This window comes from Stenotrophomonas sp. YJH_SMC_123 (assembly GCF_059368215.1).
This window is the reverse complement of sequence record NZ_JCAFRM010000002.1, coordinates 561,509-576,513: the sequence shown is the minus strand read 5'-3', so window position 1 is coordinate 576,513 and position 15,005 is coordinate 561,509. Positions and strand designations below refer to the sequence as shown.

The following is a 15,005-nucleotide window of genomic DNA, read 5'->3' as shown; positions in this document are numbered from 1 at the left end:
ACCACCATGCCCGCCCTGCCCTGGTTGCATCCTGATCGTGCCAACGCCCTGCTCGACGCCCTGCGCGAGCGGATCCTGATCATCGACGGCGCGATGGGCACGATGATCCAGCGCCATGGCCTGCAGGAAGACGACTACCGCGGCGAGCGATTCGCCGGTGGCTATGACCATGCGCACGGTCCCGGCTGCGACCACGGCACGCCTGAAGGCCATGACCTGAAGGGCAACAACGACCTGCTGCTGCTGACCCGGCCGCAGGTCATCGCCGACATCCATACCGCATACCTGGATGCCGGGGCGGATCTGGTCGAGACCAACACCTTCAACGCCACTTCGGTCAGCCAGGCCGACTACCACCTCGAACACCTGGTGTACGAGCTGAACAAGGCCGGCGCCGCCGTTGCACGCGCCTGCTGCGATGCGGTGGCTGCGGCCACGCCGGGCAAGCCGCGCTTCGTGATCGGGGTGATCGGTCCCACCAGCCGCACCGCTTCGATCAGTCCCGACGTCAACGATCCGGGCTTCCGCAACACCAGCTTCGACGAGTTGCGCGACACCTATCGCGAAGCCATCGAGGGCCTGATCGATGGCGGCGCCGACACCCTCATGGTCGAGACCATCTTCGACACGCTCAATGCCAAGGCCGCGCTGTATGCGCTGGAGGAGGCCTTCGACGCGCGTGGTGCACGCCTGCCGGTGATGATCTCCGGCACCATCACCGACGCCTCCGGGCGCACCCTGTCTGGGCAGACCGCCGAGGCCTTCCATGCGTCACTGGCGCATGCGCGCCCGCTGTCGATCGGCTTGAACTGCGCGCTGGGCGCCGAGGCGATGCGCCCGCACGTGGAAACCCTCTCGCAGGTCGCCGACTGTTACGTCAGCGCACATCCCAACGCGGGCCTGCCCAACGCCTTCGGCGAGTACGACGAAACGCCTGAAGAGATGGCCACCACCCTGCGCGGCTTCGCCGAGGATGGCCTGTTGAACCTGGTCGGCGGCTGCTGCGGCTCCACCCCCGACCACATCCGTGCGATCGCCCGCGCCGTGGCCGGGCTGCCGCCGCGCGCCCTGCCCGGTGTCCAGGAGCAGGCCGCATGAATGTCGCCGCCACCGTTCCACACTTCCCGCCCTCCTGCTGTTGAGCCGACGCCTGCCATGACGCCTGTCCGCCCTACCCGCCTGTCCGGCCTGGAACCCCTGGTCATCACTCCGGACCTGCTGTTCATCAACGTCGGCGAACGCACCAACGTCACCGGCAGTGCGCAGTTCCGCAAGCTCATCAAGGAAGGCCGCTACGAAGAAGCGGTGGACGTGGCCCGCCAGCAGGTCGCCAGCGGCGCGCAGATCCTCGACGTCAACATGGACGAGGGCCTGATCGATTCGGAAGCGGCGATGACCCGCTACCTCAACCTGATCATGTCCGAGCCGGACATCGCCCGCATCCCGGTCATGGTCGACTCCTCCAAGTGGAGCGTGATCGAGGCCGGGCTGAAGTGCCTGCAGGGCAAGAGCGTGGTCAATTCGATCTCGTTGAAGGAAGGCGAGGCGCTGTTCCGCGAACACGCGCGCAAGGTCCTGCGCTATGGCGCCGCCGCGGTGGTCATGGCCTTCGATGAAAGTGGGCAGGCCGATACCTGCGCGCGCAAGGTCGAGATCTGCACCCGCGCCTACCGCATCCTGGTCGACGAGATCGGCTTCCCGCCGCAGGACATCATCTTCGACCCGAACATCTTCGCCGTCGCCACCGGCATCGAAGAGCACGACAACTATGCGGTGGACTTCATCGAAGCCACCCGCATCATCAAGCAGACCCTGCCGCACTGCCACGTCTCCGGCGGCGTCTCCAACGTCTCGTTCTCGTTCCGCGGCAACGAAACGGTGCGCCAGGCCATCCACTCGGTGTTCCTCTACCACGCCATCGCCGCCGGCATGGACATGGGCATCGTCAACGCCGGCGCCATGCCGATCTACGACGAGCTGGAGCCTGAGCTGCGCGAGCGCGTCGAGGACGTGATCCTCAACCGCCGCAGCGATGCCACCGAGCGCCTGCTGGAGATCGCCGAGCGCTACAAGGGCAGCAAGGGCGCGGCGAAGACCGAGGACCTGGCCTGGCGCGGGAAGCCGGTGGCGCAGCGCCTGGCACATGCGCTGGTGCACGGCCTGGATGCCTTTGTCGAGGAAGACACCGAGCTGGCCCGGCAGGCCTCCAGCCGCCCGCTGGACGTGATCGAGGGCCCGCTGATGGACGGCATGAACATCGTGGGCGACCTGTTCGGTGCCGGCAAGATGTTCCTGCCGCAGGTGGTGAAATCCGCACGCGTGATGAAGAAGGCGGTGGCCTACCTGCTGCCGTACATCGAGGCGGAGAAGGCACGCAGCGGTGATACCGCCAAGAGCAATGGCAAGATCATCATGGCCACGGTGAAGGGCGATGTGCATGACATCGGCAAGAACATCGTCGGCGTGGTCCTGGCCTGCAACAACTTCGAGGTGGTCGACCTGGGCGTGATGGTGCCGGCGCAGAATATCCTCGATGCCGCCCGCGAGCACAACGCCGACCTGGTCGGCCTGTCCGGACTGATCACCCCGTCGCTGGAGGAGATGAGCCACGTCGCCCGCGAGATGGAGCGCCAGGGCTTCGACCTGCCGCTGCTGATCGGCGGCGCCACCACCTCGCGCGCGCACACCGCGCTGAAGATCGACCCGCACTACAAAGCGCCTACGGTGTGGGTGAAGGACGCCTCGCGCGCGGTGGGCGTGGCCCAGTCGCTGATCTCACGCGACCTGCGCGAAGCCTTCGTCGCGGCCAACGAGGCCGACTATGCCGAGATCCGCGCCCGCCACCGCAACCGTGGCGACGCCAAGCGCCTGGTGACGCTGGAACATGCGCGCGCGCAGAAATTCCAGGGCGGCTGGGACAGCTACACGCCACCGGCACCGGAACAACCCGGCCTGCACGTGTTCGATGACTACCCGCTGGACGAACTGGTCGACTACATCGACTGGACACCGTTCTTCCAGGCCTGGGAGCTGGCCGGCAAGTTCCCGGCCATCCTCACCGACGAGATCGTCGGCACCCAGGCCAGCGAGCTGTACCGCGATGCGCGCGCGATGCTCGAGCGCATCGTCGGCGAGAAGTGGCTGACGGCCAAGGCCGTGTTCGGCCTGTGGCCGGCCAACAGCATCGGCGACGACGTCCGCGTGCAGCACCCGCAGGGCGAAACCACCCTGCACTTCCTGCGCCAGCAGGTAGACAAGCCGGCCGAGCGCCCGGACTTCTGCCTGGCCGATTTCATCGCGCCCCTCGACAGTGGCAAGCAGGACTGGATCGGCGCGTTCGCAGTCACTGCCGGTATCGGCATCGACGCGCACGTCGCGCGCTTCGAGGCCGAGCATGACGACTACAACGCGATCCTGCTGAAGGCACTGGCCGACCGCCTCGCCGAGGCGCTGGCCGAGCGCCTGCACCAGCGCGTGCGTACCGAATTCTGGGGCCATGAGCGCGCCGAGGCGCTGGACAACGACGCCCTGATCGACGAGCAGTATCGCGGCATCCGGCCGGCGCCTGGCTATCCGGCCTGCCCGGAACACAGCGAGAAACGGCGCCTGTTCGACCTGCTGCAGGCCGAAGCAAACGCCGGCATGGAATTGACCGAGAGCTTCGCGATGCTGCCCACGGCCGCTGTCTCGGGCTACTACTTCAGCCATCCGCAGAGCCAGTACTTCGTGGTCGGCCGGCTCAGCCGCGAACAGGTCAGCGACTACGCCCGCCGCAAGGGCGTGGACCGCGCCCAGGCCGAACGCTGGCTGGCCTCCAACCTCGACTACGACCCCGAATGACACAAAAAGGGGACGGAGGGGATTAAGTCGTTTATGCATTCGCGACTTAATTCCCTCCGTCCCCTTTTTTGCCCGTCCCCTTTTTTGCCTCATCATTCCGCGATGACCGTTCCCGTTGCACGCCTCTCCAGCTTCTACCTGTTCTACTACGCGGCGCTGGGCGCGTTCACGCCGTACTGGAGCCTGTTCCTGACCGCGCGCGGCATGAGCGTGACGGCCATCAGCGTGATGATGGGCCTGTGGTACGCCACCCGCGTGATCGCGCCCAGCACCTGGACCTCGCTGGCGGCCGCATCGCCACGACCGATCCGCCTGCTGCGCGCGGGCTGCGTGCTGACCCTGCTCAGCTTCGCGGTATTCCTGCTGCCGCTGCCACAGGCGTGGATGTACCCCGCGATGGTGGTGTTCTGCTTCTTCTACAACGCGGTGATGCCGCAGTTCGAGTCGATCACCCTCACCCATCTGGGCAACGACAGCCATCGCTACGGGTTGATCCGGGTCTGGGGCTCGCTCGGTTTCATCGCCGTCGTGACCCTGTTCGGCTGGCTGATCGAAGGTGACGGCACGGCCAGCCACGCCGGGCTGCTGCCGTGGATGATGCTGCCACTGTTCGCGCTGCTGGTCGCCTCGGCCTTCAGCAACCACTACGCGCGCGGCGTCGGCAAGACCGGCGGCGACGCCAGCGGCTTCTGGCAGATCGTGCGCCGACCGCCGGTGCTGGCGTTCTTCCTGGCCGCCTTCATGGAGCAACTGTCTTTCGGCCCGTACTACACGTTCTTTTCGGTCTACATGGACCATCACGGCTACCGCACCTCCACCCTGGGCCTGTTGTGGACCATCGGTGTGGTCTTCGAAGTGGGCGTGTTCTTCACCATCGGCCGCTTCTTCCGCCGCTATGACGCCAGCTGGATGCTGTTGATCGCGCTGGTCAGTTCCTGCCTGCGCTGGGCCGTGACCGCACTGTTCCCGGAAAACCTGCCGGTGATGCTGCTGGCGCAGAGCGCGCACGCGCTGGGCTTTGCGGCGTTCTTCGCAGCAGCGATGCAGATGCTGGCGACCTACTTCCCCGGTCGCCTCAATGGGCATGGCCAGGGGCTGCTGTACGGATTCTCGTCCGGTGTCGGCGGTGTGCTCGGCGCACTCATTGCCGGCCAACTGTGGAAGATCGATGATGGTCGCACCGCGTTCCTGGCCGGCAGCGGCTTCGCCCTGATTGGCGCCCTGCTCTGTTTCTTCGCACTGAGCCTGCCGCTCATACGTGCGCGACGGAACAACCACGCGCGCTGACCCCTGCCCGGCTCAGCGCTGCAACAGAACCTGTTGCAGCGAGGGCAGCAGCACCCGGTTGCCATGCGCACTGAGATGATCGCCATCGAAGAACAGCGGCCGCCCATCGCGCTGGGCTGGACATAACGCGTCGTCGCACAGCACCGGCATCGGGTCCCACAGCACGCCACCTGGCAGTCCATCGACCACCTGCTGCAGGCTGCCCAGCATGGGTGCCCGCAACGTTTCCATCGCGACGCGCGTGCTGTCCAGGCCGTTGCGGCAGACCTCGTTGCGGGCATTGAAGCGGTCCGAGCAGCGATAGGGCGGCGCTGGCAGCACTGGCTTGGGCGCCTCCAGCACGATGCGTACGCCACGCTCGGCCAGGGGTCTCCACTGCGCGACCGCCTCGGCCACTTCGGCGTCGCGTCCTGCCGCGGCCTCTGCCGTCAGTTCGCCCGCCAGCTGCGCCTGCGCATCGAACAGCACGAACTGATCGGAAAGGCGTGGCACGCGCAACGACACCAGCACCACGGCATCCCCCGGCTGCGCACGCCGCGCGATATCGGCGAACACCGCGGCGTCGAAATCAGCGCAACCGGCACCGGCACCGCGCCACTTCTGCAGGCTCACCTGCGGGCATCCGCCGCGGCCATAGAGGGAGACCGCCGAGCCGGTTTCCAGGGCCAGTCGCTGCAGCAGCTCGATGTAGGCCATCGCATGCGAATCACCAGCAACGAACACCCGCTTCGGCGCGCCAACCGGTAGCGGGCGGTCGCAGTCTCCACGGGCAAAGGTGCGCGCACTACCGCCTTCGAAACGATGCTTGGCGACCACCAGCGCGCACTCGGGATAGTCACCGGCCACGCTCTTGCCATTGGGGTACCAATCGGTCGGATGCCGGCTGACCGTACTCAACGACAGCCGCGGCGCCTGCAGGTAGAGCACTGTCTGGATGCCGGCGGCGCACAGCAGTACGACCGCGCCGGCCAGCACCCAACGCCCGGGACGCAGACGCTGCGCCAACGTGCCGCGGAACGGCTGTTCCACCCAGCGCCACGACAGCCATGACAGCAGCAGCACCAACGCCATCGCGGCGGTCATCTGCAAGGGTGTCTGCAGGCCCACGGTCCAGCGCATCAGCACGAACACCGGCCAGTGCCACAGGTACAGCGAGTACGACAGCAGGCCGATACGGCGCATCGGGGCGCTGGCCAACAGGCGCGCCACCCATGCCTGCGGATGATGATGCAGCGCCCACAGCAGGCCCGCGGTGGCGAAGGCCGGCAGCACGCCGTCAGGCCACGGTGACCGCCCGGCACGCGCGGACCACAACGCCCACCCCAGCAGGCCCAGCGCCACCATGGCCAGCAGGGAGAACACCGGCGCGGCGCGCTTCAGTGCCTGGCCGGTTGCCGGGTCCAGCGATTCGCGCACATGCAGCAGCTGGAACAGCAGCACGCCCACCCCCAGTTGCCAGAGGCGGGTGCTGGTGGCATAGAACGCCCACGATGGCGGCGCCTCGCGCAGACCCAGCACCGCCGCATGCAGCAGCGACGCCATGCTGACCAGGCCGAACAGGCCCAGGCTGATCCAGCGCCCGCGTGCACCGCGCGCCCAAGCCAGGAACAGCAGCGGGAACAGCAGGTAGAACTGCTCTTCCACGCCCAGCGACCAGGTGTGGGTGTAGGGATTGAATTCGGCCCTGGGTGCGAAATAGTCGTTGCCGATCGCTGCCAGCACCCAGTTGCTGAAGCCGAAGAACGCCATCAGTCCGGTCCTGTCACTGGCTTCGCTGAGCCAGGACTCGGGAATGAACAGCACGCTTGCCACGGCAGTCAGCAACAGGCAGGCCAACAGCGCCGGCGCGATGCGACGGATGCGGCGCGCATAGAAGCGCAGCATCGACTGCCCCAGCGACAGCGGCGGCAGCCGGTGTACCGACGCGCTGACCACGAAACCGGAGATGACGAAGAACACATCCACGCCGGTGAACCCGCCTGGCAACCAGGCCGGGTCCAGGTGGAACACGATGACGGCCAGCACGGCGATCGCGCGCAGGCCGTCAATGTGCGGCACGTAGCCACGGCTTGGATCAGCGGTCATCCCTACCCCCACGGCCGCGACGGCAGCGCGCCCGCGGCGGTCACGCGTTTACCAGACCAGGTCGTCCGGCACCTGGTACTGCGGGTCCGCGTACGGATCTTCCTCGGCCGGCGCATTCGGATCGACCTTCAGCGCCACCGATGCGGCGAACACCGCCTCGCACTGCGCCAGCACCTCGGCGGTCACCAGCAGGTAGCGGCCATTGAGCTGGACCACACCCAGCTCACCGGCGTTGAGCGCGGTCAGCTGTTCGGCGGTCACATAGATGCGCTTGATCTTGCCGCCGTAGGGGAAGTGGCGGGCAATGTCCGCCGCTTCGGCATTCAGGCCCTTGTCCTTCAGCAGTTCTTCCAGCTTGGCCTTGGCCTCGCGGCGCACACGCGCCTCTTCCTGCTTCAGGCGCTCGGTTTCGATGCGCTCTTCCTTTTCCTTCTGCGCGCGGATGGCGTAGGCCTTGGCCAGGTCCATCTCTTCTGCGCTGCGCGGCTTGCGCGGGCCCTGCTGGCCCGGGCCACGCGACTGGCCGGGCTTGCCCGGGCCGCCATGGCCAGGACCGCGACGCTGGCCGGGCTTGTGCTCGCCCTTGCCAGCGCCCTGCGGCTTTCCATTGCCGTTGCCACCCTTGCCCTGCGGGCGGCCATCACGGCGGGGGCCATCATTCTTGCGCTCTGGCTTGGGCGCAGGCTTGAAGCCCAGGCCCATCAGCTGGTCGCGGAGGGTATCGCTCATAGGATTCGGATCAGTAGTGCGGCGGCGGCGGTTCGCTCGCCGGATCGGAAGAATTCAGCGCGTTGCGGACCTTGCCCAGATCTTCCAGCAGCACGCGCAGCACGTCGGCGTTGCGCATGCCCTGCATGCGGGCATCGGCCAGCGCATCGCTCAGTTCGGCCAGCGCCTGTTCCTGGAAGGACACGCGCATTTCCAGTTCGACCAGGCGCGCTTCCAGCGCCTGCTCGCGTTCGGTTGGCAGCAGATCAGACATGCAGCGAGCGCCCCCGGCCAATGCCGTAATACGCCAGGCCCGCTGCTTCCACGTCCGCCGGCTCGTACAGGTTGCGGCCGTCGAACACCACCGCGTCCTTCAACTGCTCGCGCAACGTCTGGAAATCGGGGCTGCGGAACTGCTTCCACTCGGTCACCACGACCAGTGCATCGGCGCCCTGCAGCGCCTCGCTGGCATTGCTGCAGAACACCAGGTCATCGCGTTCACCGAAGATGCGCTGCGCCTCATGCATCGCTTCCGGATCGTAGGCACGCACCGTCGCACCGCCTTCCCACAGTTGCGCCAGCAGGCGTCGGCTGGAGGCTTCGCGCATATCGTCGGTGTTTGGCTTGAATGCCAGGCCCCACACGGCAAAGGTCTTGCCACGCACGCCTTCGTCCTCGCCCTTGTCGTAATGGCGCTGGACCAGGGCGAACAGATGGCCCTTCTGCGCATCGTTGACCGCTTCCACGGCGTTCAGCAGTTTAGGCTCCAGGCCGGCCTGCTGCGCGGTGCGGGCCAGCGCCTGCACATCCTTGGGGAAGCACGAGCCACCGTAGCCGGCGCCCGGGTAGATGAAATGCCAGCCGATGCGCGGATCCGAGCCGATGCCCTGGCGGACCTGCTCCACATCGGCGCCGACACGTTCGGCGATGTTGGCGATTTCGTTCATGAACGAGATCTTGGTCGCCAGCATCGCGTTGGCGGCGTACTTGGTCAGCTCGGCCGAACGCACGTCCATTTCCACCACGCGGTCGTGGTTGCGGTTGAACGGTGCATACAGGCGCCGCATCACCGCCACCGACTCGGCGCTGGTCGCACCGATGATGATGCGATCCGGACGCATGCAGTCGGCAACGGCGTCGCCTTCCTTCAGGAATTCCGGGTTGGACACCACGTCGAAGGCGATGTCGGCGCCACGTGCCGCCAGCTCTGCGGCAATGGCGGCACGGACCTTGTCGGCGGTGCCCACCGGCACCGTCGACTTGTTGACCACCACGGTCGGCACGCTCATGTGCTGGCCGATGGTGCGGGCCACGGCCAGCACGTACTGCAGATCAGCGCTGCCATCCTCGTCCGGCGGCGTGCCGACGGCGATGAACACGACCTGGCCGTGGCCGATCGCGGCTGCGGCATCGGTGGTGAACGTCAGCCGCGACGCGGCGTGATTGGCCTTCACCATCGGTTCCAGGCCCGGCTCATAGATCGGGATGATGCCCTGGTTGAGGCCATCGACCTTGGCCTGGTCGATATCGACGCAGACCACCTGGTGGCCGACATCGGCCAAGCAGGTACCGGTCACCAGCCCTACGTAACCGGTACCGAAAATCGCAACGCGCATGTCCGTGCTGGCTCCGTGGTCGCTTACGGCAGGACGCCCAGCAGCTCGACGTCGAACGTCAGAGTCGCGTTCGGGCCGATCGGGCCACCCGGGGTGCCGTTCTCACCGTAGGCGAGCTCGCCCGGGATCCAGAAGCGGTACTTCGAACCGACCGGCATCAGCGCGACGCCTTCGGTCCAGCCCTTGATCACCTGGTCCAGGCCGAACTCGGCCGGCTGGCGACCATAGGAGCTGTCGAACACGGTGCCGTTGAGCAGCTTGCCTTCGTAGTTCACGCGCACCTTGCTGCTCGGCAGCGGACGCTCGCCGCTGCCCGGGCGGATGACCTGGTACTGCAGGCCCGACGGGGTGGTTACCACGCCCGGCTGGGTCTTGTTCTTGGCCAGGAACGCATTGCCTTCCTCGCGGTTGGTCTGCGCGGCAGCGGCGGCCTTGGCCTGCATTTCGGCCTGCTTGCTGCCCATGAACGCCTGGATGGTGGCGGTCGCGTCAGCTTCCGTCATCTTCGGCTGACCCTTGCTCAGGCCGGTGCTGATCGCGTCAAACAGCGAGGCGACATCGATGTCGTCCTTCAGCTGTGCCAGCGACGGGCCGACCGAGTAGGAACCGATCATCTGCGACACCTTGACGCGGTCGACCTTCGGCGGCTGCGAACCCGGCGCCATGCCCGGCACCTGCTGCCCGCTGCGGGCCATCACGACCTGGCGCAGTGCGGCATCGGTGGCCTTGGCCTGTTCCTGGGTGATCTGCGGCTGCAGGCCTTCGAACGAACGTTCCACGGCGGTGCGCAGCGCGGCCACATCGATCTCATCGGCGATCGGGGTGAACGACTTGGCGACGTCCAGGCCGATGGCGTAGCCGAGCTTCTGCTTGGGGGAATTCAAGGTTGCGGTCTCCTTGGCGGCTGCGGGGGCAGCCGGTTGTTGCGACAGAGCGACACCCGAAGTGCCCATCGCCAGAATCAGAACCGACGCCGCGGCGCCGCGCATTCCCATCTTCATTCGCTGCATTCCTGGAAGTGTCTGGGCGCCGACGTCGGCGCGAAAAGAAGCATTGTCGCACGCATGCCGTCGATGTCGAGGCATCCGTGCCGGATATCAATGCGTAGGAGCGACGGCCAGCGCCTTGTCGATGGCGGCGGTCAGCTGTGGATCGTCCGGCGTCACCTTGCTGGCGAACTGGGCGATGACCTTGCCATCGCGGCCGACCAGATATTTGTGGAAGTTCCAGCCCGGCGCCACGCCGGTGGCTGCGGTCAACCGCTGGTACAGCGGCGTGGCCGCCGCACCGACGACGTGCACCTTCTCGAACATCGGGAACTTGACGCCATAGGTAAGCGTGCAGAAATCCTGGATCTGCTTCTCGTCACCCGGTTCCTGGCCCTTGAAATCGTTGGACGGGAAACCCAGCACGGCAAAGCCGCGGCCGGCATAACGCTTCTGCAGCGCCTCCAGGCCTTCGTACTGGGGGGTATAGCCGCACTTGCTTGCGGTATTGACCACCAGCAGCACCTGCCCGTGGTAGCGCTGCTGCAGGTTGACCTGCTGCTTGCTGGCCAGCGGGCGATAGTCCAGGTCCAGCAGATCGGCCGCCAGCACATGGGCGGAACCGGCCAGGCCGGCCACCAGCAGGGTCAACAGGGACAGGCCGCGCAGTCGGCGCGGAACAACGGTCGGCAGGGGCATCGAGAGCAGTCCGCGGTAGCCATTCACAGGGCCGGCCGATAGCGGCCGGGAATCGGCCGAACTATAGCACCGGGCTCCGTTGCCCCTTGTTGCGGCGGGCGCCGGCGGCTTTGCGCGGCGTGGCCTTTCCCGGGAGGACCCACCCTCAACGGCGCAGGGATGACATAGCATGGACAACGCTGAATGGAAGGCAGGGCGTGATCGGCCCGCACGACAATTCCGTTTCCCTTTTCAATCAAGGGGATAAGGGGATATTTCAGCGGTTTGACCACCCCTGCCATCAGTTGGGCACGGCAAGGGGTTGCACGTGGGCGTGCCGGTGTTATAGTTGCATACAACACCAGTCACCTGAGACAGGGGGAGCCATGAACGCCCGGATCCGTCGCAACCTCACCGCACCCGCGGCCGCTGCCGTTTCGACCCTGATCGTGCTGGCCTGGCTGGCCATGCCAACCGCTCCCGCCTCCGCCGACAGTGCGCAGGATGCATCCGTTTCGCCGGCCGGGAACGCCGATCCCTCCCCCTCTCCCCCGCGTCGGCTGCACAGCTCCCTGTCCATGCCGTATTTCTCGTTCGCACAGCCGCTGACCCCACGGAGCTGAATATGAGCGACATCCAGTGGAGCGACGGCGCTCCCATCTACCGTCAGTTGAAGGAGCGCGTGATCGCCATGATGCTCGACGGAATCCTCAAGCCGGGCGATGCCCTGCCTTCGGTGCGCCAGGTGGCCGCCGACTACCAGCTCAACCCCATCACCGTTTCGCGCGCTTACCAGGAACTGGCCGATGAAGGCCTGGTCGAGAAGCGCCGCGGCCTGGGCATGTTCATGACCGAGCAGGCGGCCACGCAGCTGCGCAGCAGCGAGCGCGAGCGCTTTCTCAACGAAGAATGGCCGGCGGTGCTGGAGCGCATCCAGCGCCTGGGCCTGAGCCTCGACGAATTGCTGCCCCAGGGGAAAGTCTGATGAATAGCACTGCAAGTGAACCGGTCATCACCGCCCGAGGCCTGCGCAAGGCCTACAAGACCACCGTGGCCCTCGACAATGCCAGCTTCAGCATTCCGAGCGGGCGCATCGTCGGCCTGATCGGGCCCAACGGCGCCGGCAAGACCACCGCGCTGAAGGCCATCCTCGGCCTGACCTCGGTGGAAGGTGAGTTGAGCGTGCTCGGCCGCGACCCGCGGCAGCACCGCGACGCGCTGATGAACGACATCTGCTTCATTGCCGACGTCGCCGTGCTGCCGCGCTGGCTGAAGGTCCGTGAAGCGATCGATTTCGTCGCCGGTGTCCATCCGCGCTTCGACCGTGCCCGCTGCGAGCGTTTCCTGGCCAACACCAAGCTGCAGCCGAAGCAGCGCGTGCGCGAACTGTCCAAGGGCATGATCGTGCAGCTGCACCTGGCGCTGGTGATGGCCATCGATGCGCGCATCCTGGTGCTGGACGAGCCCACCCTGGGCCTGGACATCCTGTACCGCAAGGAGTTCTACCAGCGCCTGCTGGAAGATTATTTCGACGAACAGAAGACCATCATCGTCACCACCCACCAGGTGGAGGAGATCGAGCGCATCCTCAGCGACGTCATGTTCATCCGTGATGGTCGCATCGTGCTCGATGCAGAAATGGACGATGTCGGCCAGCGCTACACCGAGCTTCTGGTCAACGCCGACCAGCTGGAGACCGCGCGTGCGCTGAAGCCGATCGACGAGCGCAGCCTGACGTTCGGCAAGACCGTAATGCTGTTCGACGGTGTGCCGCGCACCCAGCTCTCCACCCTTGGCGAGACCCGCAGCCCGGGCCTGGCCGATCTGTTCGTCGCCATCATGAAGGGGACCTACGCATGACTGCCGTCAACCACCCCGTCAGCCCGATGGGCACCCTGCGCTGGCTGCTCAAGCGCGAGTACTGGGAGAACCGTGGCGGTTTCCTGTATGCGCCGCTGATCGCCGGCCTGATCTCGCTGGTGATGAGCACCGTCGGCATCGCCTTCGGCCTGTTTGCACTGAACCGTGCAGCACGCAACGGCGCACTGCATGTCGACGGCGAGAGCGTGAACATCAACGGCCTGGACCTGGCCCTGCTGACCCGGGACATCAGCGCCAAGGACCTGGCCGACCTCGGCAACGGCCTCGACCTGACCCTGGTGCTCAGCTCGGCCTGGCCGTTCCTGGTGCTGGCCTTCGTGGTGTTCTTCTACTGTCTGGGCGCCCTGTACGACGACCGTCGCGACCGCAGCATCCTGTTCTGGAAGTCGCTGCCGCTGTCGGACACCCAGACCGTGCTGTCCAAGGTGATCAGCGCACTGGTCGTGGCCCCGCTGATCGCGGTGATCGCCGGCATCATCACCATGTTCGGCTTCATGCTGGTGATCAGCATCGTCGCGCTGATGCACGGTGGCAGCCCGATGACCCTGATCTGGGGTCCGGCCAGCCCGTTGACCCTGGCCGCCGGTCACCTGGCCTGGATTCCGGTCTACGCCCTGTGGGCCCTGCCCACCGCCGGCTGGCTGCTGCTGTGCTCGGCCTGGGCCCGTACCAAACCGTTCCTGTGGGCGGTGATGCTGCCGCTGTTCGCCGGCGTCATTGTCAGCACCACCAAGGTGATGCCGTTGATCGGCCTGACCACCGGCTGGTTCTGGCAGAACATCGTTGGCCGACTGCTGCTGGGCGGCGTGCCGGGCACCGACCTGGTGTATCGCCTCAGCGCCGAGGAAGGCACGCGTCGCGATCTCGAATCGGTGGTCAGCCTGATGTCCCCGGCCTCGCAGCTGAAGTCGCTGGCGATGCCGGAACTATGGATCGGTGCCGCCGTCGGTGTCGTGTTCATCGTCCTCGCCATCCGCCTGCGCAAGCGCGCCGGCGAGATCTGATTCCATCCACCCGGAGGCACCACCCATGCGTTCCCTGCTCGCCTGTTCTGCGTTGTTGCTGTTGCCTCTGTCGGCGCTGGCCGCCGATGCTCCGAACTGCAAGTTCACCGCCGCCCGCACGCTGAAGCTGGATGTGGCCGGCGCCAAGGCGGTGGTGCTGGAGGTGAACCAGCATGACCTGAAGGTCGTCGCCAGCAAGGGCGGTGGCCAGCTCGATGGCCGCGCCTGCGCCTCCAGCCAGGAATGGCTGGACCAGCTGGTACTGGAGCAGCGCAGGGAAGGCGACAAGCTGGTCGTCAGCCTGCGCCGCGACGGCCGCCACAGCGGCATCAGCCTGGGCAACAGCTATGCGTGGCTCGACATCCGCGGCAGCGTGCCCGACAACCTGCCCCTGCAGCTCAAGGTCGGCTCCGGCGATGCCAGCGTGGACAACGCCCAATCGCTGAGCGTGGACGTCGGCTCGGGCGACGCGATCGTTCGCGGCACCCGCGGCAGCATCCACGCAGCGGTGGGTTCGGGTGACCTGGACATCGACGGTGGCGGCTCGCTGAACCTGCTGTCGCTCGGCTCCGGCGACGTCAAGGCGCGCAACATTGGCGGCGATGCGGTCACCGGCACCGTCGGCTCCGGTGACCTGAAGATCAGCGATGTCCGCGGCAACGCCCGGCTGGACACGGTCGGTTCCGGCGACATCGGGTTCAAGCGCGTGCAAGGCAACGTCGAGGTCGGCGTGGTCGGCTCGGGCGATGTCGATCTGTCCGACATCGGCGGCAACGTGCACGTGCGCAGCCATGGTTCGGGCGACATCCAGGTCGACGGCGTGCGCGGCAGCCTGACCGTCGACCACAGCGGCAGCGGCGATGTCGGCCACCGCAACGTCGGCGGCACGGTCACCCTGCCCCGCAACAAGTAACCGCCAC

General features: G+C 66.6%; 14 protein-coding genes. 8 read left to right on the top strand and 6 right to left on the bottom strand.

Features of this window, described 5'->3' with window-relative positions:
- Window positions 1-6 precede the first annotated feature (6 nt).
- The 3 genes from AC5P5W_RS07665 (at window position 7) to AC5P5W_RS07655 (ending at window position 5,127) form a co-directional block, all read left to right on the top strand.
- Complete coding sequence (locus AC5P5W_RS07665) at window positions 7-1,098, top strand: homocysteine S-methyltransferase family protein (protein WP_014647681.1); 1,092 nt, start codon at window positions 7-9, stop codon at window positions 1,096-1,098.
- Between the two features lie 57 nt (window positions 1,099-1,155).
- Window positions 1,156-3,840 (top strand): methionine synthase, encoded by a 2,685-nt coding sequence (gene metH, locus AC5P5W_RS07660; RefSeq protein ID WP_197574743.1) that lies wholly within the window; start codon window positions 1,156-1,158, stop codon window positions 3,838-3,840.
- A 102-nt stretch (window positions 3,841-3,942) separates the two neighbouring features.
- A complete protein-coding gene (locus AC5P5W_RS07655) occupies window positions 3,943-5,127 on the top strand; it encodes an MFS transporter (protein ID WP_197574744.1) in 1,185 nt (394 codons plus the stop codon).
- Between the two features lie 12 nt (window positions 5,128-5,139).
- On the opposite strand, the gene AC5P5W_RS07650 is transcribed toward AC5P5W_RS07655, so the two are convergent.
- The 6 genes from AC5P5W_RS07650 to AC5P5W_RS07625 all read right to left on the bottom strand — a co-directional run bounded on the left by AC5P5W_RS07650 (window position 5,140) and on the right by AC5P5W_RS07625 (window position 11,221).
- A complete protein-coding gene (locus AC5P5W_RS07650; RefSeq protein ID WP_197574745.1) occupies window positions 5,140-7,212 on the bottom strand; it encodes an acyltransferase family protein in 2,073 nt (690 codons plus the stop codon).
- Between the two features lie 48 nt (window positions 7,213-7,260).
- The gene (locus AC5P5W_RS07645; protein WP_049408561.1) at window positions 7,261-7,941 is read right to left on the bottom strand and encodes a DUF2058 domain-containing protein; all 681 of its coding nucleotides are present in this window, start codon (window positions 7,939-7,941) and stop codon (window positions 7,261-7,263) included.
- A 10-nt stretch (window positions 7,942-7,951) separates the two neighbouring features.
- Complete coding sequence (locus AC5P5W_RS07640; protein ID WP_005410256.1) at window positions 7,952-8,194, bottom strand: SlyX family protein; 243 nt, start codon at window positions 8,192-8,194, stop codon at window positions 7,952-7,954.
- Entirely contained in the window at window positions 8,187-9,536 is a 1,350-nt protein-coding gene (locus AC5P5W_RS07635; protein ID WP_014647687.1) for a UDP-glucose dehydrogenase family protein, read from the bottom strand. The genes AC5P5W_RS07640 and AC5P5W_RS07635 overlap by 8 nt, the downstream gene beginning before the upstream one ends.
- Before the next feature lie 23 nt (window positions 9,537-9,559).
- A complete protein-coding gene (locus tag AC5P5W_RS07630; RefSeq protein WP_032962085.1) occupies window positions 9,560-10,537 on the bottom strand; it encodes an FKBP-type peptidyl-prolyl cis-trans isomerase in 978 nt (325 codons plus the stop codon).
- 96 nt (window positions 10,538-10,633) lie between these two features.
- The gene (locus tag AC5P5W_RS07625) at window positions 10,634-11,221 is read right to left on the bottom strand and encodes a glutathione peroxidase (protein ID WP_049442452.1); all 588 of its coding nucleotides are present in this window, start codon (window positions 11,219-11,221) and stop codon (window positions 10,634-10,636) included.
- A gap of 365 nt (window positions 11,222-11,586) precedes the next feature.
- Between AC5P5W_RS07625 and AC5P5W_RS07620 the strand changes: the two genes are divergently transcribed.
- Genes AC5P5W_RS07620 through AC5P5W_RS07600 form a run of 5 tightly spaced genes read left to right on the top strand, consistent with a single transcriptional unit; the run spans window position 11,587 to window position 14,998 of the window.
- A complete protein-coding gene (locus tag AC5P5W_RS07620) occupies window positions 11,587-11,823 on the top strand; it encodes a hypothetical protein (protein WP_014647690.1) in 237 nt (78 codons plus the stop codon).
- A 2-nt stretch (window positions 11,824-11,825) separates the two neighbouring features.
- Entirely contained in the window at window positions 11,826-12,185 is a 360-nt protein-coding gene (locus AC5P5W_RS07615) for a GntR family transcriptional regulator (protein WP_005410261.1), read from the top strand.
- On the top strand, window positions 12,185-13,060 hold the full coding sequence (locus AC5P5W_RS07610; protein WP_495221009.1) for an ABC transporter ATP-binding protein: 876 nt from the start codon (window positions 12,185-12,187) through the stop codon (window positions 13,058-13,060). Before AC5P5W_RS07615 ends, AC5P5W_RS07610 begins: the two co-directional genes overlap by 1 nt.
- Window positions 13,057-14,085, top strand: a complete 1,029-nt coding sequence (locus AC5P5W_RS07605) for an ABC-2 transporter permease (protein WP_046431579.1) — start codon at window positions 13,057-13,059, stop codon at window positions 14,083-14,085. The genes AC5P5W_RS07610 and AC5P5W_RS07605 overlap by 4 nt, the downstream gene beginning before the upstream one ends.
- 25 nt (window positions 14,086-14,110) lie before the next feature.
- Window positions 14,111-14,998 carry a GIN domain-containing protein gene (locus tag AC5P5W_RS07600; protein ID WP_014647693.1) on the top strand — a complete coding sequence of 296 codons (888 nt, stop codon included), beginning with the start codon at window positions 14,111-14,113 and terminating at the stop codon, window positions 14,996-14,998.
- Window positions 14,999-15,005 lie beyond the last annotated feature (7 nt).